16 protein-coding genes and 1 tRNA gene are annotated in these 20816 nt (G+C 32.0%); 14 read left to right on the top strand and 3 right to left on the bottom strand.

Features of this window, described 5'->3' with window-relative positions:
* The first annotated feature begins 542 nt into the window (after positions 1 to 542).
* From RT037_RS12620 to RT037_RS12685, 14 genes are all read left to right on the top strand, one after another.
* Complete coding sequence (locus RT037_RS12620; protein WP_313031917.1) at positions 543 to 812, top strand: hypothetical protein; 270 nt, start codon at positions 543 to 545, stop codon at positions 810 to 812.
* Positions 813 to 1438: 626 nt separating this feature from the next.
* Positions 1439 to 2680, top strand: coding sequence for a tyrosine-type recombinase/integrase (locus RT037_RS12625; protein ID WP_313031919.1), 1242 nt, complete (start codon positions 1439 to 1441; stop codon positions 2678 to 2680).
* A gap of 2 nt (positions 2681 to 2682) precedes the next feature.
* Positions 2683 to 3417, top strand: coding sequence for a hypothetical protein (locus tag RT037_RS12630; protein WP_313031921.1), 735 nt, complete (start codon positions 2683 to 2685; stop codon positions 3415 to 3417).
* 78 nt (positions 3418 to 3495) lie between these two features.
* Entirely contained in the window at positions 3496 to 3774 is a 279-nt protein-coding gene (locus tag RT037_RS12635; RefSeq protein WP_313031923.1) for a helix-turn-helix domain-containing protein, read from the top strand.
* Positions 3775 to 3805: 31 nt separating this feature from the next.
* Positions 3806 to 5044 (top strand): DUF5906 domain-containing protein, encoded by a 1239-nt coding sequence (locus RT037_RS12640; protein ID WP_313031925.1) that lies wholly within the window; start codon positions 3806 to 3808, stop codon positions 5042 to 5044.
* A gap of 221 nt (positions 5045 to 5265) precedes the next feature.
* Complete coding sequence (locus tag RT037_RS12645) at positions 5266 to 6216, top strand: toprim domain-containing protein (protein ID WP_313031927.1); 951 nt, start codon at positions 5266 to 5268, stop codon at positions 6214 to 6216.
* A 256-nt stretch (positions 6217 to 6472) separates the two neighbouring features.
* Positions 6473 to 7648 (top strand): hypothetical protein, encoded by a 1176-nt coding sequence (locus RT037_RS12650; protein WP_313031930.1) that lies wholly within the window; start codon positions 6473 to 6475, stop codon positions 7646 to 7648.
* 123 nt (positions 7649 to 7771) lie between these two features.
* Positions 7772 to 8101: a helix-turn-helix domain-containing protein gene (locus RT037_RS12655; RefSeq protein WP_058879171.1), complete on the top strand. Its 330-nt coding sequence runs from the start codon at positions 7772 to 7774 to the stop codon at positions 8099 to 8101.
* Positions 8101 to 9729, top strand: a complete 1629-nt coding sequence (locus tag RT037_RS12660) for an Eco57I restriction-modification methylase domain-containing protein (RefSeq protein ID WP_313031934.1) — start codon at positions 8101 to 8103, stop codon at positions 9727 to 9729. The genes RT037_RS12655 and RT037_RS12660 overlap by 1 nt, the downstream gene beginning before the upstream one ends.
* A 10-nt stretch (positions 9730 to 9739) precedes the next feature.
* The gene (locus RT037_RS12665) at positions 9740 to 11071 is read left to right on the top strand and encodes an Eco57I restriction-modification methylase domain-containing protein (RefSeq protein ID WP_313031937.1); all 1332 of its coding nucleotides are present in this window, start codon (positions 9740 to 9742) and stop codon (positions 11069 to 11071) included.
* The gene (locus RT037_RS12670) at positions 11058 to 12668 is read left to right on the top strand and encodes a class I SAM-dependent methyltransferase (RefSeq protein ID WP_313031939.1); all 1611 of its coding nucleotides are present in this window, start codon (positions 11058 to 11060) and stop codon (positions 12666 to 12668) included. Before RT037_RS12665 ends, RT037_RS12670 begins: the two co-directional genes overlap by 14 nt.
* A 16-nt stretch (positions 12669 to 12684) precedes the next feature.
* Positions 12685 to 14766: an ATP-dependent endonuclease gene (locus tag RT037_RS12675; protein WP_313031942.1), complete on the top strand. Its 2082-nt coding sequence runs from the start codon at positions 12685 to 12687 to the stop codon at positions 14764 to 14766.
* Positions 14748 to 16679, top strand: coding sequence for a UvrD-helicase domain-containing protein (locus RT037_RS12680; protein WP_313031944.1), 1932 nt, complete (start codon positions 14748 to 14750; stop codon positions 16677 to 16679). The genes RT037_RS12675 and RT037_RS12680 overlap by 19 nt, the downstream gene beginning before the upstream one ends.
* Positions 16676 to 18385, top strand: coding sequence for a hypothetical protein (locus tag RT037_RS12685; RefSeq protein ID WP_313031946.1), 1710 nt, complete (start codon positions 16676 to 16678; stop codon positions 18383 to 18385). The genes RT037_RS12680 and RT037_RS12685 overlap by 4 nt, the downstream gene beginning before the upstream one ends.
* Before the next feature lie 72 nt (positions 18386 to 18457).
* On the opposite strand, the gene RT037_RS12690 is transcribed toward RT037_RS12685, so the two are convergent.
* From RT037_RS12690 to RT037_RS12700, 3 genes are all read right to left on the bottom strand, one after another.
* Positions 18458 to 18544, bottom strand: a tRNA-Ser gene (locus tag RT037_RS12690).
* Between the two features lie 45 nt (positions 18545 to 18589).
* Entirely contained in the window at positions 18590 to 19612 is a 1023-nt protein-coding gene (locus RT037_RS12695; protein ID WP_313031950.1) for an asparaginase, read from the bottom strand.
* A gap of 70 nt (positions 19613 to 19682) precedes the next feature.
* The gene (locus RT037_RS12700; protein WP_313031954.1) at positions 19683 to 20639 is read right to left on the bottom strand and encodes a D-2-hydroxyacid dehydrogenase; all 957 of its coding nucleotides are present in this window, start codon (positions 20637 to 20639) and stop codon (positions 19683 to 19685) included.
* Between the last annotated feature and the right edge of the window lie 177 nt (positions 20640 to 20816).

Below are 20816 nucleotides of genomic sequence, written 5' to 3' on the forward strand. Positions count from 1 at the left end.
AAAAAATCAAGAAAAAATTCTACTTTTGAAGTGTACTGAAAATGGGGAGCTTACAGATCTAGCTAGTATATTTGCGATAGAAGTGCTTGGCGCTCACTTCAACTTTTTAGGAGGAAGTTCCGATTCATATCTTATTATTTTGGTACATTACTAAATAAACTTATACCTCTATCCTTTTCTTGAACTTCTTGAAAACATCAATGATATATTGCCAATAATATTCTTTTTTTTTGCGCATTCCTATTTCCGTTGTTTGGTTTTTGGATTGGAAAATATTTACATTCGAGTAAAAAAGAATAGAAAAAAATCTTGCATTGCTTAAAATTATTAAAATATCATTTTCTGTTTCATTTAATAGTTTCACTAATATTAAACTTCAAATACCGACGAAAACGCTTTCACAATAATATTATTTTTTTTTTATGAATTCATATAAAATCCTTTGATTAAATAAGAACTTTACATCAGTTCTGCTTTCGGATGCTTAATAGAAATAACAAAAAATAATGTTATTTTTTAATAAATAATTTTACGCAAACACAATGAAAAATCATTTTCTTATAGTTTTAACATTTATCTCAAGTTTCAGTTTTGGACAAGACAAAATCCAAAGAATTTTACCCAGGCAACCCATTTATATCAATCTTTTGGATGATTTAGGAAATCCATTGAAGGGCGATCCAGTCTTAGTTCTCAATTATTTTGCAGAAAAAGAAGGAAGCTACTTATTTTATTTTAATGAAGCTAAATCTAAAAGTGAATCTTATTTAACAGAAAATCCAAAAGATCCTTACGCCGGACTCTACATTTAAGATCACGGTGGAATTTCGGAGCTTATCACTTTTAAAGATTTTGCGGGACCACTTTCAGAACCTTCTTATTTATTGGATTATTGCGTTGCTGAAGATGTAGACAAAAATAAAAGTCCTGAGTTTTATTTAACCTATTTCGAAACTTCGGATGAATTGGACGCCAAAGCTTTAAAAATTATCGTTTATTCAAAAAAAATGAGAAAAATTTTGTAAAATTAAAAATCACAGCTTGGATTCCATATCAACTAGAACATAAATATAAAGTTGAGCAAAACTTAATGATTACAAAGTTTCAGAAATTAAAAAAGCGCTTAAACACTGGCAACAAAAAGTTTAGAATAAAATAATTAGTGTGAAAAAAGTGTGAAAAATTATATCTTTTTATAGTCCTTTTATGGTTATTTTTCAAAGATAGAAAATAAAATCAGAAAGAGTATAAAAACAAGAAAAACCGCTATTGTAGCGGTTTTATAAGCAGAGAGGAAGGGAAATGAACCTTAGTATTTTTATTATCAGTATTTATATATAAAATTACTTATAATCAATATTTTACATATATTTGCATTAGTGAATATATGTTTTTTTTATATCTAAATATAGAAATATTAGCACCTAATTTAGCACCTATGAATTTTACCTTTAAGCTGAAAGAACCTAAATCAACAAAGGAAACTCTTATTTATTTTCGCTCATACTTTGACCGTGAAAAGAAGAACTTCATTTATTCGACAGGGGAAAAAATTAAGCCGGAAGAGTGGGATTTTCACAACAGATTGCCCAACGATTTGAACGGCAGAACAAAAAGAGCAGAAAATCACAGAAGCATAAAGAAGCAATTAGACCGTTATAGTTCATTGTTTGCGGAACTGGTTAATCGTTATAAAAATATGAACGAGGAACTGAATATAAATATCGTGAGAACTCGATTTGACGAAGAGTTCAAGAAAATAAAAATTAAAGACGATTTTTTCAGACAATATGATGAGTTTATTGATGAAAAATACAATGACTATACAGGAAAAGGTATTTCAAAATCTACGAAAACCCGATATGAATACAATAAGAATTTGTTGGAAGAATTTCAGAATTACGAGAAGATAAAAATTACTTTGGGTAATTTCAATGAAAAGGTTTATAATAAATTTTTGAAATATTGTGTAGAGATTAAAGACCATTCTGCAAATACCATACACAGGGACGTTGGTTTGCTGAAAACCTTTTTATATTGGGCTTTGAATAAGAAATACACATACAATAATGACTTTATCAATTTCAAAAAGCCGCCAAAATTCAGAACCGATGAAATAGCCTTGAATATGGAGCAGGTTGAAGCCATATACAATCACGATTTCAGCAAGAATAGGAAGTTGGAGAAAGTTAGGGATTTATTCGTTTTCGGCTGTACGACAGGAATGCGTTTTGGGAATTATAACAGGATTTCAAAAGATGATATTCAAAACGATTTCATTCGGGTAATAGATTTAAAGAGCAAATCTAAAAATCTTTCAATTCCATTAAACAGTATTTCCAAAGCAATTTTAGAAAAATACGAATACAATCTCCCTTCTTTAAGCAATCAGAAAATGAACAAGTATATAAAGGAGGTTTTTAAAGAACTTGAATTTGATGAAGAAATAAAAAAAACAATGAAGTATGGCGATGAATTGATTGAGAAAAAATCGGAATTTTGGGAAAGAATTTCTTCTCATACTGCCCGACGCAGTTTTATCACAATAATGAAAAACAACAAAGTTCCAGACAAGGTTATTATGTCTTATACGGGACACACGAGTTTGGAAGTCTTTAATGCTTATTACAGACCAAGTGAGGAGGATAAAGTGAATTATATGAACGAAGTTTTCAAATAATTATGGACAAAAAAAAATTATACGGACGCTGGTATTTTTGGGAAGAAATTATAGGCTATCCGATGATGCTTTATTATTGGATTAAAGGAGATAAAATTCAAAAAATGCTGTCTGAAAGAATCGAAAAAGCAAGACAGAAAGCCGAACAAATCACACTAACGGAAAAGAATAAAAACGAGTTTCTTATAGAATATGATAATCTGGATAATTTTTTCAGTTTTCATTTCAAAGAAATAGATAAATCCAGAAACCACAACTTCGAGGATAAGATCAAATATTGTTTGAAGCAATACAGAAAGGAATCCTCAAAACAATTAACGTCAAGTAATATGATGATACTTCAAGGAAATTTTCTGAATGGTGCAGAAAATACCTTGTTTCTGTATTTTGTATTGGACAAGAAAGTCAGAAGAGAAATCCGGTTGTCCGACATTATGATTGGGGAAAATTCATCAAAAATTTTCATTGATTTTTTACAAGACAAAAAATTCATCGACGAGAATCACAATCTACTTGTTGACCAAAAATCTTCATTTATAAGAATTCATCGTTTTTTGAAAGACCACCATATTATTAATCCGGATTTTCAAGATACGACCATTATCGAAGCAATGGAAAATGAATATAATACGAATTTTGATAAGGGAACGTTTTCAAGAGCCATTACCATAAAACCCAGTGATTTTGAAGAAAGTATCTATAAAGAATTATCAAAAATATTAAACATTAAGTATTAAATTTTACGCAATTGAGTAGAATTGCATAATTATTTATTCAAATCTTTCACTTTTGTCTGCAAATCAAATAATAAAATTATGCAGACAACCAATCCATTTCAAACCATTCTGGACGAATTAGGAGAAGTAAAAGACTTGCTCCATTCTCTCAAAAAAGAACCGGAAATCGAATTAAAAAGAAAGTTCTATTCTATAAAAGAATGTTCCGATATTCTAAAACTCGATTATCAAACCGTCCGCTCACACATTTTAAAAGGCAACATCAAAGCCGAACAAATAGGAAGATTTTACAGAATCAAACATTTGGACTTGATGAATGCCTTAAACGACGTTAAATCGCTTAAATACAAAAGATAAGCGGGTAGTTTTTAATTTAAAATGTGGAAAAATGCACAAAAACACACCCTATTTACGAGTAGGCACGACTTACTATAAAATCATTGAGAAACCACAGATTTCGGGCGACAAAATTTCGATATTGGTTCGCTGGAATCGGGAAACTATTGTCAGCGACCACGGCAAAGTCTATGTTTCGGAAGTCCCGAAGTATGACGGCTTTTGCTGTATCCCTTCGCACCTGCAATACCGGCAGATAATTGATAGTTTTTACAACACTTACAAAGAAATCCCATTTCCGCCCGCCGAAGAAAATATCAGTCAAAATGCCCTGAAAGAAAAAATCCCATTTTCCTTAGAGTTTATGGAGCATATTTTTGGAGAACAAATCGAATTAGGCCTGGATTATCTGAAAATTCTACTGCAATATCCGATACAAATGTTGCCGATTCTCTGTCTGGTTTCAAAAGAAAGAGCCACCGGAAAATCCACGTTCATCAAATGGCTGAAATCCATTTTCGGACTGAATATGACCTACATCAAAGGCGACTCGTTCAGCAGTCAGTTTAACAGCGATTGGGCTTCGATGCTTGTTGTGGCGATTGATGAAGTGTTCTTTGACAAAAAAGAAATTACCGAACGCTTAAAATACCTTTCCACCACCGACAAGGACAAGAAAGAAGCCAAAGGAAAAGATGCGGAAGAAATTGAGTTTTTCGGGAAATTCATTCTCTGTTCCAATAATGAAGATAATTTCATTCAGATTGACGAAAACGAAATCCGCTTCTGGATTATCAAAGTAAAATCCATTAAAAGCGAAAACACCGACTTTCTGAAAAATATCGTTCAGGAAATCCCGTATTTTCTCCGCTATTTGATTCAAAGACCTTTCCACAGCCAAAAAGAAACCAGAATGTGGTTTTCTGCAAATGAAATCAGAACCAAAGCCTTGCAGAAATTAGTCTGGAAATACAACAGCAAACTTGAATCAAAAATCATCGAACTTCTATACGAATTTTTTGAAACCAACGAAGAACAGGAACTTCACTGCATTCCTCAGGATATTCTCAATATGATTAATAAAATGTTCAGAACCCAGTTTTGGACAATCAATGACGTGAGGAAAATTCTGAAAGAAATCTGGAAACTTGAACCGCAAAGCAATTCACTCGCTTACATCAAATACGACCTTGATTTTTCCGGAAGTTTCTATCAAACCAACAAAACAGGACGGTTTTTCACGATAAAAAAAGATTTTATCCTTCAAAAATTTGATGAAATGATGAATTAATTGATAATGAAAAGAAAATCAAAGACTTACTTTTCATCAAAAGCCTCATCAAATTTTAAAACTCTGATTTTTGATGAGCAACTGATGAGCATTCAATAACAAATTTGATGAGATGATGAAACTTTGATGAGGGTATAAATATAACAATATCAGTAAAATACAACGTTTCCTCATCAATTCATCAAAATATTTCCAAAATCCAACCCTAACATTTTAAACCAATGAACTGCAAACAATTCAACTCGATAAAGTTGGAAGAAATCCTCTTTTCTGTCGGACATCTTCCAACAAAACAAAATGAAAAAGAAGCGTGGTTTCTGAACCCTTTCGGAACAGAAACCCAACCCTCTTTCAAACTCGATAAAAAACTAAATCTCTGGTATCTCCACTCCGAAGGCATCGGCGGAAACAACACCGATTTTATGATGAAATACCTGAACGCTTCGGTAAGAGAAGTGTTGGAATGGGCAGAAAAGCAAAATTTTTCTTTTTTTCAACCGCAGAACGATATTCATTTGAAAAATTCAAAATCAGACTATACGATTACTGAAATTAAAGAACTCCAAAACGAAAACCTGAAAAATTATCTGCATCAAAGGGGACTTTCAGAAAACATTTATCCTTTTGTGAAAGAAGTTCATTTCAAAATCGGAGAAAAGAATCTGTATGCTGTCGGATTTGAAAATCTTTCCGGAGGTTGGGAACTGAGAAATTCTTTTTACAAAGGCTCATTACTGAAAAAGGATATTTCCGTCATTAATCTCAATAATGAGAATCACGAAAAAAATAAAAATGTTGTCGTCTTCGAGGGATTTTTGGACGCTTTGTCTTTTATCGAAATGAAACGGTTTTTCAAAGGCGATTTGTTGGTTATGAACTCCATTTCTCTTTTAAATAAAACCAAAAACCATTTGCAAAACTATTCGGACATCAATCTGTTTTTAGATAACGACAGAGCCGGAGAAGCCTGTAAAAATTCAATTTTGAAATCATTTCCCGAAGCCAAAGACCATTCCGGAATTTATGCTCCAAATAAAGATTTGAATGATTATCTGACTTCTAAAATTCAAATAAAAACCGAAAAACGACAACAAAAAGAACGGAATCCTGAACCGGAACAACAGGAAAACGAAATCAACCAAACCAATCAAACTTACCGAAGAAAACGCTGATAATGCGAACGCTTATTTTTTACCAACTACCCGCAGAAGTTAGGAGCTCATTCGCAACTTTGAAGGTCGTTCCTCCCAACAAAGTTTCTCTTTCGCTCTGCGAGGCTTTTACCTGTAAAAAATAGTATAAGGTTCTGCATTTTGAACCTGAGTAAAATAATACCACATCATTTCAAAAGGTGGATAAAATAGATACACGTTACTGAAAAACCTGAGTAAAAAAGACACAGGTATAATTTCATCAAATTTAAGAAAAATGAAGACATCAATAAATTTCAAAGCCGTAAAATCCGATTCTGAAACCCATAATTTCAGAAAGAAAACATTCGACTATATTCGAAAAGATTTAACTCCGAAAAATGAATATTGGCAGGAACAGAAAATTGCAGACCGACTTCAAAAAATCGAAACCTATTGCAAAGAAAAATCCGGACGAAAATTGCAGAAAAATGCAATGCCCATAAGAGAAGCCGTAGTTGTCATTAAAGAAAATACCACAATGCAGGATTTGCATAATCTTTCCAAAAAATTAGAGGAAGAATTGAAAATCAGGATTTTTCAGATTGCCATTCACAAAGACGAGGGGCATTACGATAAAGATACCAAAGAATGGAAACCGAACTATCACGCACATTTGGTCGCGGATTGGCAGGATTTGCAGACCGGAAAAACATTGAAACATCAATCTTTTCATTATTCCAAAATGCAGGATATAACAGCGGAATGTTTGGGAATGGAAAGAGGAATTTCCAAAAACGGAACGCAAAGACTGGAAGCCGTTGAATTTAAAATCAAAAAAATAGAAGAGGAAATCAAAATTCTGGAAGAAAGAAAAAACAATCTCCAATCCGAAATTGATTCCAAAAAAGAAATGGAATTCATCGTAAAAGAAACCGACTTTTTAGGTTTTCAAAGAATAAAAAGCGGCAAGACGATTGAAAACTACCAAAAGGCACTCAAATCGAATAATCTCAGACTCCTGAAAAACAAAACCGAACTGGAATCCAAAGAAAAACAGATTACGGAACTGAAAACCAAAATCGAAAGTTTGCAGAAAGAAGTTTTCTTTTTCAAAAGCAAAAATTCCACGCTCCTGACCAATCCGACTGTTTTTGCTGTTGAAAAGAAAAAATATTTGGATTCGGTGATGAATGTGATTGAGAAAACTATTAAAAATGAACGTTTGAAAGTATCTTTTTATGACCGCTTAAAATCTAAAGATTTCAAAATTTCTGATGAAGTTGCAATGATTTGTGAAAAAATAGCAGAGGAAAACAATATTCCGGACTCTGCTTTTGTAGAGATTTTTAAGAATCCGAATTCTATGGCTCACTTTTTTACGCTGTTACATTTCGGCGGTTATCAGGGAAATAAAGTGCAGAATCATACGGAACAGGAAGAGCCGAAGAAAAGACTAGGGTTGAGGAGGTAATCAAATAGAATATTTATCAATTTGCAAATAAATCAACTGTGTCTTAATAAGTATTGAAATATTTTAAATACATTTGGACAATAAATGTCCTAAAAATATTTTCAAGAAATAAATTTCAGAAAAATGAAAAAATCATTTGGAGAACTAATACGTGAATATCGAGAAATGGCTGGACTTCCTTTAAGAAAGGTTGCTGCACATATAGATATTGACCCTTCTACATTAAGTAAAATTGAACGAGGAGAACGCTCTGCACATAAAGAAATGATTCCCTCATTAGCACAAATATTAAAGGTTTCAGAACACGATTTAACACTAAGTTTATTAAGTGATACCGTTGCAGAATCTCTAATTTATGAAGAGAATACAACTGAAATCCTAAAGGTGGCAGAAGAAAAAATAAGATATTTCAGAAGTAAAAATTATCAACAAGGAAAGCTAACTTTTGAGTAATGGAAATAAGAGACTTGATACGAAGATTTGAAACTGAACACGACAGGTTCACGAAGGTTTCTTATAATGAGACACAATTGCGAACGGATTTTCTTGACCCTTTCTTTACGATGTTGGGTTGGGATATAACAAATATTCTGGGGAAGCCTACAAATGAGAGAGAAGTATTGGTTGAGGAAGGTTTACGTTCTGAAGCAAATGAAAACACAAAGAAACCTGATTACACTTTCAGACTTTTTGCAGACAGAAAATTTTTTGTAGAAGCAAAGAAACCTTTTGTTAAAATTGAAACAGACCCACAACCTGCAAAACAGGTAAGAAGATATGGATTTACGGCAAAACTAAAGATTTCAGTCCTTACAAATTTTGAATATTTGGCAATTTATGATTGTTCAGAACCTGTTCAAAATACAGATAATGCTTCAAAACGAAGAGTGAAATTATATCACTTTTCAGAATATGAGGAAAAGTTCGATGAAATAAAATCTCTTATTGGTAAGGAAGAAGTTTACTCAGGTAGATTTGATGAAGAATGGGGTGATATTGAACATCAAATCCAAAGATTTAATGTTGATGATTTATTCTTGAAGCAAATTAATGAGTGGCGTATCCTTTTAGGAAATGAAATTCTCACTAAAAATCCTGAAATTGATGAATTTCAATTAAATGACCTTGTTCAGAGTTATATTAACAGTGTTGTGTTTTTAAGAGTCTGTGAAGACAGAGATTTAGAGATTTATAAAACACTTTTAACATTGGCGGAAAATGAGGATTTCAGTGCTTTAATAGAAAAATTCAGGTCTTCCGATGCAAAATATAATGCCGGACTATTTTCTCAACCATTAAGTGACGAAATAATTTCAAATGAAAGTAAAGCATTTTGGCAAATCATCAAACAGCTTTATTTTCCTGAAAGTTCTTACTCTTTTGCGGTTTTTTCATCAGACATTTTAGGGCATATTTATGAGATTTTTCTCAGCGAACAATTAAAAGTCGAAAATGGTAGTATTGTTCTTAGAAAAAAACCTGAAATTGAAGATAGAGATGTAGTAACCACTCCGACTTTTATTGTCAGGGACATATTGAATGAAACAGTAAAGAAATACTGTGAGGGCAAATCAGCAGATGAGATACTGAGTTCAAAATTTGCAGATATAGCTTGTGGCTCAGGAGCATTTTTACTTGAGACGTATCAACTTTTACAGGATATTATAGTCGATTATTTTATAGTAAACGACCAATCACAGCTTGTACAAACAGGAGTTAACAGCTACAAACTGAAATTTGAAATTAAAAAAAGAATACTATTGCAATGCATTTTTGGTATTGATAAAGATTTCAATGCTGTTGAAGCTTGTAAATTTGGACTTCTTCTAAAACTATTGGAAGATGAAAACAATGATACCATATCACATCCTGCTCTTCCAAATTTAGATGAGAATATTCATTATGGAAATAGCTTAATTGATTCTACAAAAACAAATCAAAGCAATAGAGAGGGTATTAATCCATTTGATTTTGGAGAAGAAAAATTTGATGTTATTGTAGGAAATCCGCCGTATATGGCTACCGAGCATATTAAGCGTTTTACTCCAGTGGAACTTCCTATTTATAAAAGAGTCTTTTGATTCTTCGTATATGCAATTTGATAAATATTTTCTTTTTATTGAAAGAGGTTTTAGTTTACTTAAACCCAGTGGAGTTCTTGGATATATCATTCCGAGCAAGTTTGCAAAAGTTGGTGCAGGAAAAAAATTAAGAGGATTACTTTCCGATAAAAAGGCGGTTGAGAAAATTATTTCATTTGGAGCAAACCAAATTTTTAAAGATAAAACCACTTATACCTGTCTTCTGATTTTGAAAAAAATCGATCAAAATTCTCTACTTTACCACGAAGTAGAAAAATTAGAAAACTGGAAAGCTAAAAATTATACAGTGAATTATGATGACGTTGAATTTTCAAGTCTAAATGAAGAAACTTGGATTTTAATGCCCAATCAGTTAAAAACACTGTTTTCCGATATTTCGTCTCAAAGTATAGAATTAGGAAGTTTAATTGGAAGCGAAAATATTTTTAATGGAATACAAACCAGTAAAAATGACATATATATTCACATACCAACAAGAGAAGATGATAATTATCTGTTTTTCAATCTTGATGAAACAGAGTGGAAAATTGAAAAGGAATTAACAAGACCTTATTTCCAAACTTCAAGAGGTGTTGACAATCTCAATACTTACAGAAAATTACTACCTAATTCATTTGTTATTTATCCCTATAAAAATGAAAGTGGAACAATAAATTTTGTTGATATTCAGACTTTACGAAGAGATTATCCTGAAGCATATCGATTTTTAGATGCTCATAAATCCTATTTGGAAGGAAGGGATATTAAACCCGAACCAGAGACAGAAAATGAATGGTATCGATTTGGGCGACATCAAAGTTTAGACAAATGCGATGTTCCGGCAAAAATAGTTGTCGGTGTATTATCTCAGGGAGATAAATATGCAATAGACACCAATCATACTTTTATTTCATCAGGTGGAACTGCTGGATATTGTATGATTACTATGCCAGAAAATACGCCTTATTCTATTTACTACATACAAGCATTGTTGAATTCAAAATATTCAGAATGGTTCGCTTCGCTTTATGGAGAAGTTTTCAGAGGTGGGTTTATTGCAAGAGGAACAAAAGTTCTTAAGAAAATTCCAATCCGGAAAATTGATTTTGAAAGTATTAATGAAAAAACATTGCACGATGATATAGCATTTTTGCAACAAGAATTAATTCAATTACAGGAAAATATTGATAATGCTCAAAATAACAATAGACGACTAATCCCTTTGCAAAGGCAATTTTTACAAAAGAAAATTGATATGGACGTTTTGTTGAAAAGATTGTATAACCTTGGAGAAGAAGATAATCTTATCCCTAAAATAAATGAAAGTTATGGTACTGATTAGTGAAGCCAGCAAAGAAAAGTTGAGAGGCGGATTTTATACTCCGAAAGATATTGCTGATTTTATGCTGAAATGGGCTTTAAATGGCAATCGGGAAATGGACATATTAGAACCAAGTTGTGGAGACGGAATTTTTCTTCAAATAATGAAAGAAAAACAAATGTCTTATAATTCTGTTTCAGCAGTAGAATTTGATGAGATAGAATACGAGAAAGCTTTATCAATTGATTTGGAAAATTCTTTCCTAATCAATGATGATTTTCACAACTATTGCTTGACAACAGAAGATAGATTTGATTTAATTATTGGAAATCCACCATATATTCGGTATCAATATTTCAGTAAGGATCAACAGATTCTTGCGGAAAAGATTTTTAGAAAATCAGGACTTAAATACACAAAACTAACAAATGCGTGGGTTTCATTTGTAGTTGGCTCAAGTCAGTTATTAAAAGAAAGAGGTAAAATAGCATTTGTACTTCCGGCGGAACTTTTACAAGTTTCGTATGCTCAACAATTACGAGAGTTTTTAGCTCATTTTTATAATAAAATAAATATTATCTCTTTTGAAAAATTGGTTTTCCCTGAAATTCAGCAAGAAGTTGTTTTACTACTCTGTGAAAAAGACGGGACAAACTCTCATAAAATTGAACATTTAGAATTACGAAATGCTGAGAGTTTGAAAAATTTGGATATTTCAAAACTTAAAAATCCTCAAAAAAAAATAGATTTTAAATCCAATAAATGGACATTTTATTTTCTGGAGCAAGATGAGATAGATTTTTTAGAAAAATTGCAAGAAAGTAAGAGAGTTCCGAAATTAGGTAAGTATGCAGATGTTGAAGTAGGAATAACAACGGGTTCTAATCCATTTTTTACAGTTCCATTGGCAACTGTTCAATTTTATGATTTAGAAAAATATGCAAAACCGTTAGTTGGAAGAAGTGTTCAGGTGCCAAGTTTAATTTTCACGGAAGCAGACTGGAAAAGAAACAGAGACAGCCAAGCTCGCACACATTTACTTACTTTTCCAAAGATGAGTGATTTAAATGGCTCATTAGGGGCAAGAGAATATTTAGAATATGGTATAGAAGAAGGAATAAATAAAGGATATAAGTGTAGAATAAGAGATGAATGGCAGATTATTCCTTCCCTTAAAATTTCTGATGCTCTTTTTATAAGAAGAAATCACCTTTATCCAAAACTTATCATTAATGATGCAAAAGCTTATACAACCGATACAATGCATAGGGTAAATATCAAGAAAGAGGTTAATCTAAACGCATTTATAGCGAGTTACTACAATTCATTATCCTTCGCATTTGCCGAAATTTCAGGAAGAAGTCACGGAGGAGGTGTTTTAGAACTTATGCCAAGTGAAGTTGAAAATATATTTCTCCCTTATCATAATTCAAACGAAAACCTTGTTGAAACTATTGACAAGATGATTCGTGCGAATAAAAAGATTGATGAAATACTTGAAATTACCAATAAAGAAATTTTGATGAAGAACTATGGCTTTTCAAAAGACGAAGTTGATATTGCTGATAGAATTTGGAAGAAATTGTCAAAAAGAAGATTGAACAGGAAAAACAACTAACTTTAACTTATTAAATATGAAAATAACTAAACTCCAAATAGAGAATTTCCGTTTATTAAAGGATTTTTCAATGGATCTGGAAGAAGACCTTTCCTTAGTTATTGGAAAAAACAACACGGGAAAAACTTCAATTCTTTCTGTTCTTGATAAATTCTTTAATGAGAAAAGTAAATTTTCTTATGATGACCTGAATATAGATTTTAAGAATGATTTGGAAGGACTTATAAAATCAGAGGATGTTCCCGAAGAATTTGCTCCTAAGGGTATTAAGCTAAAGATATTTATTGAATATAACGAGCAAGATGATTTGTCCAATGTGAGCAGAATATTAATGGATTTAGACCCAGAGAATAATAAAATAGTTTTGGGATTTGAATATATTTTAACCTACACAAAGTTCTTGGAATTGAGAACAGATTATGATGCTTTTGAAAAAAAAGAAAGGAAAAAAGTTGAGGAAGAAAAAAAGACTAAAGTAAGAGAGGTTAGCGAATTTTTAAAACAAGGATTGGATAAATATTTCAATACCCAAAAGCTTTCTTTCGAGTTTAACCTATCCACTCAAAAAGTCAATGAATTAAATTACATCAATTTAGATAAGGACAAAATTAGTATTAAGGACATTATCTCTTTCAAGCATATTCCTGCAAGAAGAGATGTTACCAATAAGGATAAAGACAATACATTATCTAAACAAACATCTACTTTGTATAAAAAGAACGAAGATAGTGAAGAAAAAGCTGTAGCAACGGAAGAATTTATCGACCAACTTTCTGAAACTGACATCAAGTTAAGTGAGATATATTCTGGATTATTTGAAGGTGTAGTTAAGAATGTCAGCACTTTTGGAGGTATAAAACTAAATGAAACTGCAATAGAAATAATTTCCACATTACAACATCGAGATTTACTTGAGGGTAATACTACCGTTGTTTATACTCACGATACAGATAAATTGCCTGAACAATACAATGGTCTTGGGTATATGAATTTGATAAGTATGATTTTTGAAATTGAAATACTTAGACAAGAGTTCAAAAGAAAAAAAGAAGAAAAACCTGCGGATATAAATTTACTCATCATAGAAGAACCTGAAGCACACACGCACCCCCAAATGCAGTATGTCTTTATTAAAAACATAAAAAAATTGCTTGCAGAAGGTGTAAAGAGAGATGACGGAATAAGTAGACCTCTTCAATACATAATTACAACACATTCATCACATATTGTTGCAGATAGTGATTTTGATGATATTAAATATTTAAAAGCAAAAGACAAAAATAATGTTGTTGCCAAAAACCTTTCAGATTTAAGAAAACAATACGATGCCGACCCGAGCCAATATCAATTTCTAAAGCAGTATTTAACCATCAGCAGGGCTGAAATTTTCTTTGCTGATAAAGCAATTTTAATTGAGGGAGATACAGAAAGGATATTGATACCAACCTTTATGCGAAAGGTTGATTTGGAAGAAGAAGCTCGCCTAAAAGCAGAAGATAAAGAAGATGCTTTTCTCCCACTATTATCTCAAAATATATCTATCATTGAAGTTGGGGCTTATTCACAAATTTTCGAGAAGTTTATAGAGTTTTTGGGTATTAAATCTTTGATTTTAACGGATATTGATGCTATCAAAGTTGTAGAACAAGATGACAACGGCAAAGATGTGTGGGGAGCTTGTCCTGTAAATGAGGGTACGAAAACAAGCAATTCGGCAATAAATCATTTTCTTAAAGAAGTTACTTGGGATAATTTAAAAGCACTACCTGTTGCAAATAGAACAATTCTTGTTGGAAATTCTACAGTTTGTATATGCTATCAACAGGAAGAAGACACCTATCACGCAAGGAGTTTTGAGGATGCTTTTATCCATATCAACCGAGCATTTGTAAGCGGTAAGAAAGATGAATTTCAAGGATTACAAAATCGAAAACTATTTGATGACTTTGGTAATAGTGCCTATGTGTTAGCAGATAAATGTATCAAAAAGAAAACTCATTTTGCATTGGATATTTTATATCACAGTGATGAAAATTTTAGTAATTGGAGTATTCCTTCATACATCAAAAATGGTTTACTATGGTTGAAGGAAGATTAAGTTTAGAACCCGAAGTACAGCAAATCTTCCAATCAATTGATGACGGAAGAAATTTTCTTTTAAGTGGCGGTGCAGGAAGTGGTAAAACCTATTCGTTGGTAAGTGTTATTCGTCAGGTAATTGCTGAAAACCCAACAGCAAAAGTAGCCTGTATGACATATACCAATGCAGCAGTAAAGGAAATCGAAGAAAGAGTAAATCACAAGAACCTAAATGTATCTACAATCCACGACTTTTTATGGGATAATATAAAGCACTTCCAAAAAGAACTTAAAGAAGCAATTATTTCATTAGCAAATAATGAAGATGTTAGTAAAATTTCAATTGATGAGGCAAATCCTATTCCCGAAAATTATTTTGATATTTTGCCAGATGGAATACAATATAAAGAGTTTGTACGGTTGCGTGAAGGGATAATTTCTCACGATGAGTTACTTATAGTTGCAAACTATCTTTTTGAGAAATATCCAAAACTTAGCAGTATTGTAAAAGATAAATACAAATTCATTTTTATTGACGAATACCAAGATACAAGTAAGGCTGTTGTAGATACATTTCTTACTCACTTCAAGAAAAGCGAAAGAAAAAATATTATTGGTTTCTTTGGCGATGCGATGCAATCTATTTATGATGATGGGATTGGAAATTTAGATGAATACAAAGGCGATGATGCTGATACTGTAAATGAAGTTCCTAAGAAACAGAATAGAAGAAATCCCCACCTTGTTATTGACTTAGCAAATAAACTTCGGACTGATGGTATTGCACAAGAACCTTCTACCGACCCTAATGCACCCAATATGGTTGAAGGTGTAGTAAAGCAAGGTACTGTCCTGTTTCTACATTCTACTGATGGCGATATTAGTAAGGTTGAAAAATTCTTGGAAGAAAACTATAATTGGGATTTCGATAATTCAAAAGAAACAAAGGAACTGAACCTTACTCATAATTTAATAGCAGGCAAAGCAGGGTTTAGGACGTTAATGGATATTTATGATAGAGACCATATACTAAGTTTTAGAGATAGAATTAAGAAGTATATAAAGGATAATGGCATTACAACTGATTTTTCAGAAAATACATTTGGAGAAGTTATTCAAATATTACAGCAGGGAAAAAGTGGTCGGGACTTGAATGCTGTTAGCCCGACTAACACAATGCAAAATTTTATTAACGGTAATGCAGAATTGTATAATTATGCGAAATCATTAAACTATTCTGAATTTTCTAAAATGTATGTTGATAAAGACCAATTGCTTGACGATAAAAAGCAAGATGAAGATGATGAAAATAAGAAGGGTTCAAAAAGAGATAATTTAATAAAGCATCTTTTCAAAATTCAAACTAATATTTTCCTGTATAAAAATAAAAGATATAACGAGTTTCTAAGGGCAACAGACTATCGTTTTAGAATAACAAGTATAGCAAGCAAAAGAACGCTAAAAGAAAATATTGATAATCTTGTAAATGTTGGCGATAAAACAATAGAGGAAATAATTACTGATGCCAATGAAAAGGGCATTTGTATGATTGATGATAAACTAATTGATTTTAAAGAGAAAAAAGAGTATTTGTATAATCGTGTGAAAGATGTTAAGTTTAGTGAATTTCAAAAGTTATATGAATATTTAGAAGGACAAACACCTTTCTCCACTCAACATAAAACCAAAGGTGCTGAATTTGATAATGTTTTAGTTATTCTTGATAATGGTGGGTGGAACAATTATAGTTTTGAAAAAATGTTTTTAGGCACAGCTTCTCCGAGTGTAGGAGAGAGAACTAAAAAAATATTTTACGTTTGCTGTACAAGAGCTAAAGAAAACTTAGCTGTGTTTTTTCATAATCCTAATGCACAAGTGATAACCAAAGCAAAAGAATGGTTTAATGAGCAAAATGTAATTGAAATTCAATGAATAAAATTCAAAATAGGAAAAGTCTACAATTAGTTGTTGTTCTCAGTTGGAAAGACATTTTTCCAGAAAAAATTGAAAAAAGAAATGTTTTAGATTTTTTGGCTGGAATAGATCCTGAATTTTTATTATTAACCATTTGTGCTATAAACCAGTCTTTTGACACAAAAGAATCTTTTGAAAAAAGATTAATAGATTCATTTTCAAGCCTTGAAAAAAGAAAATATAATTATGAAATAAGTAGAATATTAAATTCCATAAATAAAAGGGACTATAACTCTAATAATGAAGCTAAATGTATTTTTAATAGAAAGAGCAATAGTTTGTTAATCAAAAAAATTGTTGAAAATTATAATTTTTTAAAAGAAAAATCAATTTCCGAATTTGAATCATTCTCTTTCATTCAGGCTTATTTGGCATTTAATGCGGAAGTTTTTCCTAATAATAAATTTATGGATGATATTCCGAAGAAATACTTTAAGAGCTTATCTCAGTTTATTATTACGGCAAAGACGGTTGATTTTGATTTTGTTTATCATCAGCTTTTTATTCTTGTGAGATTACGTTCTTTATTTGAATATTTATGTAGAAATTATGATGGGTTCTTACAACAATTTGAAAAAAAACACAATATAAACGGTTTAGACAAATATATTTTTGATCAACTTTCATTGTTAAACTATTTAAGCGATAAAAATTATATACATTTTGATTCCCAAAATACAAATGAGATTCAAATAAAAGAGTATTGCGAAGGGGTATGTATAAATTCACTATTTAACAAAGGCAAAATTGAACTGAAATACTATCCCCTGCTTAAGGATACTGAAAACGTCAATGGCTATTTTGTTTTAAATAAGGCTTATTTGTTTATGAATTTTTACCATAAAATAAAGAGTAAAGCATTTGAATTTATAAAAAAAGAATATAAAGCGTTTAATACTTATCCTGATTTTATTTCTGACTTTGCCGAAAAAGGAGGAGAAGAAATATTATTTAGAAACTTGCTTAAGTTATCACTAAAAAATAAATATTATAGAGTAGTATTTAACGACAAGGATAAGTCATTAATAGACTGTATGCTCTTTAATAATAGGCATATCTTTTTATTTGAATTTAAGGATTATGAAAGTATTAATAATTTGGATTCTGTTTATGATTATAAAGAAGTAAAAAGGATAATTGACGAAAATTTTGTTGAAAAAAAAGGAATATCTCAATTAATTTCAATGATAAATAGGCTAAAAAACAATAGTGATTTTAATGAGTTAATAAAAGGAAAACATATCAAACCTCATAATATTGAAATTTATCCTGTATTAGTCGTCTCAAATTCTTTTTATAATATTCCTTCTTTAGAGCATTATTTAAGTCTGAAAATGTCGGAGAAAGTCAATATGCCGGATGTGGGTTTTAAAAAGATTCATAATCTGGCAATGATTGATTTAAATTCATTAGTTGAGTTAATATATTATAATAATCAATTTGATTTGATAAAATGTCTTAAAGAGTATGCTTTGAAAAAAAAGAAATTTAATGAAAATGTTTCCGTTCCAAATTATCCTTCTTTTAGAGAATGTTTTATTAAGTCAGATGTTATAAAGAACGCTGACTTTCTTACACAATTTATAAAATTAACAAATTTTGAAAATAACGATGATATTAAAGAAATGCCGGAAGACTTTTTTAAACAAAGAGTAAAAAAATAATACTGAATTAGCACCCGTATTAGCACCTCAAAATACAAACCCCTGTAAGTGAATAACTTACAGGGGTTTTAGCAGAGAGGAAGGGATTCGAACCCTCGATACAGTTACCCGCATACTAACTTTCCAGGCTAGCTCCTTCAACCACTCGGACACCTCTCTTTTTTAAGTCTGCAAATATAGTTAAATATTTGATTTCACCTAATATTAGTGAAAATCTTTCGTGACTTCGCCACAAATATCTTCATCGAACAATTCTGCAAAATTAGCTTTGTATCTAGGATTATTTAGCAAGTGCATAGACTTTGTAATCGCAGCTTCAGCGGTCATATCTTTTCCATTAATAGCGCCAACTTGTCTAAAAATATTACTATTGCTGTACTTCCCAAAACTAATACCGCCTGACACGCATTGACTGATAACAATAATCTCAACTTTACGGTGACGAAGCTCTCTTAAGACACGTTCTGTTTTTTCGTTGTTAAAAATGGTTCCTGATCCAAATACTTGAAGAATAATAACCTTAACAGAAGTTACTTCTAACAAAAAATCGAAGTTCATTCCTGGGAAAATTCTCCAAAATAAAACATTTTCGTCAAGATGTAAATCGATTTCAAAATTGGTAGATTTTGGTTTTAGAAGACTGTCCTTATCAATATTTAAATGAACGCCAGATTGCCCAAGAATAGAATAATTTGGACTTTGGTAAGCGTCAAAATACTCTGCCGAGAATTTTAAACTTCTGTTGCCACGCAACAATTTGTATTCAAAATACAAAGTCACTTCTTGTATAACCGCTTCCTCATTTTCGTAAAGACTCGCGTAGTAAAGACTTGTCAAAAGGTTTTCTTTAGCATCTGTCCTCAAATCACCAATTGGTAATTGAGAACCCGTTAGCACAACAGGCTTTCCAAGATTTTTAAGCATAAAACTCAAAGCAGAAGCCGTATACGACATCGTATCTGTCCCGTGAAGAATCACAAAACCATCAAAAGCTTCATAATTATCTTGAACAATTTTTGCAATGCCTTGCCATTGTTTTGGTCCCATATCCGAAGAATCTACGGGGGAGTCAAAAGACTTTACCGAAACCTCACATTCCATAAGGTTCATTTCGGGCATACGTTTAAAAATATTTGAAAAATCAAAAGGAACAAGACTTCCCGTCGCATAATCTTTCTCCATCCCAATCGTTCCACCTGTGTAGATGATTAAAACCTTTCTTTTCATGCCTCAAAAATAAGCAATTATCCAATTCTGAAAAAAAAAACTCAGCCGAAATGGCTGAGTTTTCATAATATTATTTAGCATGAAAAATACTATATATTTGTTCAGCGAGACTTGTCCCTATCCTATCCTGCGCTTCTTCTGTTGAGGCGCCGGTATGTGGCGTTAATGAGATTTTTGGATGTTGCAAAACTTTTTCTGACGGCGTTGGTTCGTTTTCAAAAACGTCAAGTCCAGCAAAAGATAACTTCCCTGAGTCCAATGCTTCCAACAAAGCAACCTCATCAACAACGCCACCACGAGCACAATTAACAATTGCAGCACCATTTTTCATCATGTCGATTTCACGTTTTCCTATAATCGCGCCATCTTGCGCTGGGACGTGCAGTGTGATAAAATCGGCGTGTGAAATTAATTGGTCCAATGGTTCGGTTTCGATCTCGACATTTATAAATTGTTTATTATAAAAATCAACACGAACGCTCGCTTTTCCGATTCTAGTATCCGATGCAATAACCTTCATACCAAGACCTAGCGCAATCCTCGCTACCTCTTGTCCAATACGTCCAATCCCGACAATGCCAATGGTTTTACCACGAAGTTCAACACCTTTTTCGTAGGCTTTTTTCAGCGCATTAAAATTGGTTTGACCTTCCGTTGGCATTGCACGATTCGAAACTTGTAAAAATCGACATCCCGCAAAAAGATGTGCAAACACCAATTCGGCAACAGACTCAGACGAAGCCGCATGCGTATTAATCACATGTACACCTTTCTCGCGTGCATATTCGACATCGATATTATCCATACCAACGCCACCGCGACCTATAATTTCCAAATTGGGACAAGCGTCAATCATATCTTTCCGAACTTTCGTTGCGCTACGCACCAATAGGACTTTTACGTTCTCACGATTGATAAAATCCGCCAAATCCTCTTGATTCACTTTTGTTGTAATCACTTCGTAAGACTTCGCTGTCAGCGCGTCAATCCCACTTTGTGTCAAACCATCGTTTGCTAATACTTTCATTTATTTTTATTGATTTATTTTTAAAAATTGATAATTATTTTTAGGAGCTAATCCCGCTCTCAGCTCTATCTTTAGTGCGAGTCTCGGACGGCTCCGCTACGCTCCGCCGCCTCACCTCGCCCCAAAGGATGCCGCTTCCATGGTAAGTTTGCATTAGGATAATTAAGGAAGTAAATT

The organism is Soonwooa sp., from assembly GCF_032062245.1.
GTDB lineage: Bacteria > Bacteroidota > Bacteroidia > Flavobacteriales > Weeksellaceae > Soonwooa.

Bases quoted from the DNA above. Each gene is read 5' to 3' on its own strand.
- RT037_RS12620 (WP_313031917.1), top strand. From the start codon at position 543: ATGAAAAATCATTTTCTTATAGTTTTAACATTTATCTCAAGTTTCAGT.
- RT037_RS12625 (WP_313031919.1), top strand. From the start codon at position 1,439: ATGAATTTTACCTTTAAGCTGAAAGAACCTAAATCAACAAAGGAAACT.
- RT037_RS12630 (WP_313031921.1), top strand. From the start codon at position 2,683: ATGGACAAAAAAAAATTATACGGACGCTGGTATTTTTGGGAAGAAATT.
- RT037_RS12635 (WP_313031923.1), top strand. From the start codon at position 3,496: ATGCAGACAACCAATCCATTTCAAACCATTCTGGACGAATTAGGAGAA.
- RT037_RS12640 (WP_313031925.1), top strand. From the start codon at position 3,806: ATGCACAAAAACACACCCTATTTACGAGTAGGCACGACTTACTATAAA.
- RT037_RS12645 (WP_313031927.1), top strand. From the start codon at position 5,266: ATGAACTGCAAACAATTCAACTCGATAAAGTTGGAAGAAATCCTCTTT.
- RT037_RS12650 (WP_313031930.1), top strand. From the start codon at position 6,473: ATGAAGACATCAATAAATTTCAAAGCCGTAAAATCCGATTCTGAAACC.
- RT037_RS12655 (WP_058879171.1), top strand. From the start codon at position 7,772: ATGAAAAAATCATTTGGAGAACTAATACGTGAATATCGAGAAATGGCT.
- RT037_RS12660 (WP_313031934.1), top strand. From the start codon at position 8,101: ATGGAAATAAGAGACTTGATACGAAGATTTGAAACTGAACACGACAGG.
- RT037_RS12665 (WP_313031937.1), top strand. From the start codon at position 9,740: ATGCAATTTGATAAATATTTTCTTTTTATTGAAAGAGGTTTTAGTTTA.
- RT037_RS12670 (WP_313031939.1), top strand. From the start codon at position 11,058: ATGGTACTGATTAGTGAAGCCAGCAAAGAAAAGTTGAGAGGCGGATTT.
- RT037_RS12675 (WP_313031942.1), top strand. From the start codon at position 12,685: ATGAAAATAACTAAACTCCAAATAGAGAATTTCCGTTTATTAAAGGAT.
- RT037_RS12680 (WP_313031944.1), top strand. From the start codon at position 14,748: ATGGTTGAAGGAAGATTAAGTTTAGAACCCGAAGTACAGCAAATCTTC.
- RT037_RS12685 (WP_313031946.1), top strand. From the start codon at position 16,676: ATGAATAAAATTCAAAATAGGAAAAGTCTACAATTAGTTGTTGTTCTC.
- RT037_RS12695 (WP_313031950.1), bottom strand. From the start codon at position 19,612: ATGAAAAGAAAGGTTTTAATCATCTACACAGGTGGAACGATTGGGATG.
- RT037_RS12700 (WP_313031954.1), bottom strand. From the start codon at position 20,639: ATGAAAGTATTAGCAAACGATGGTTTGACACAAAGTGGGATTGACGCG.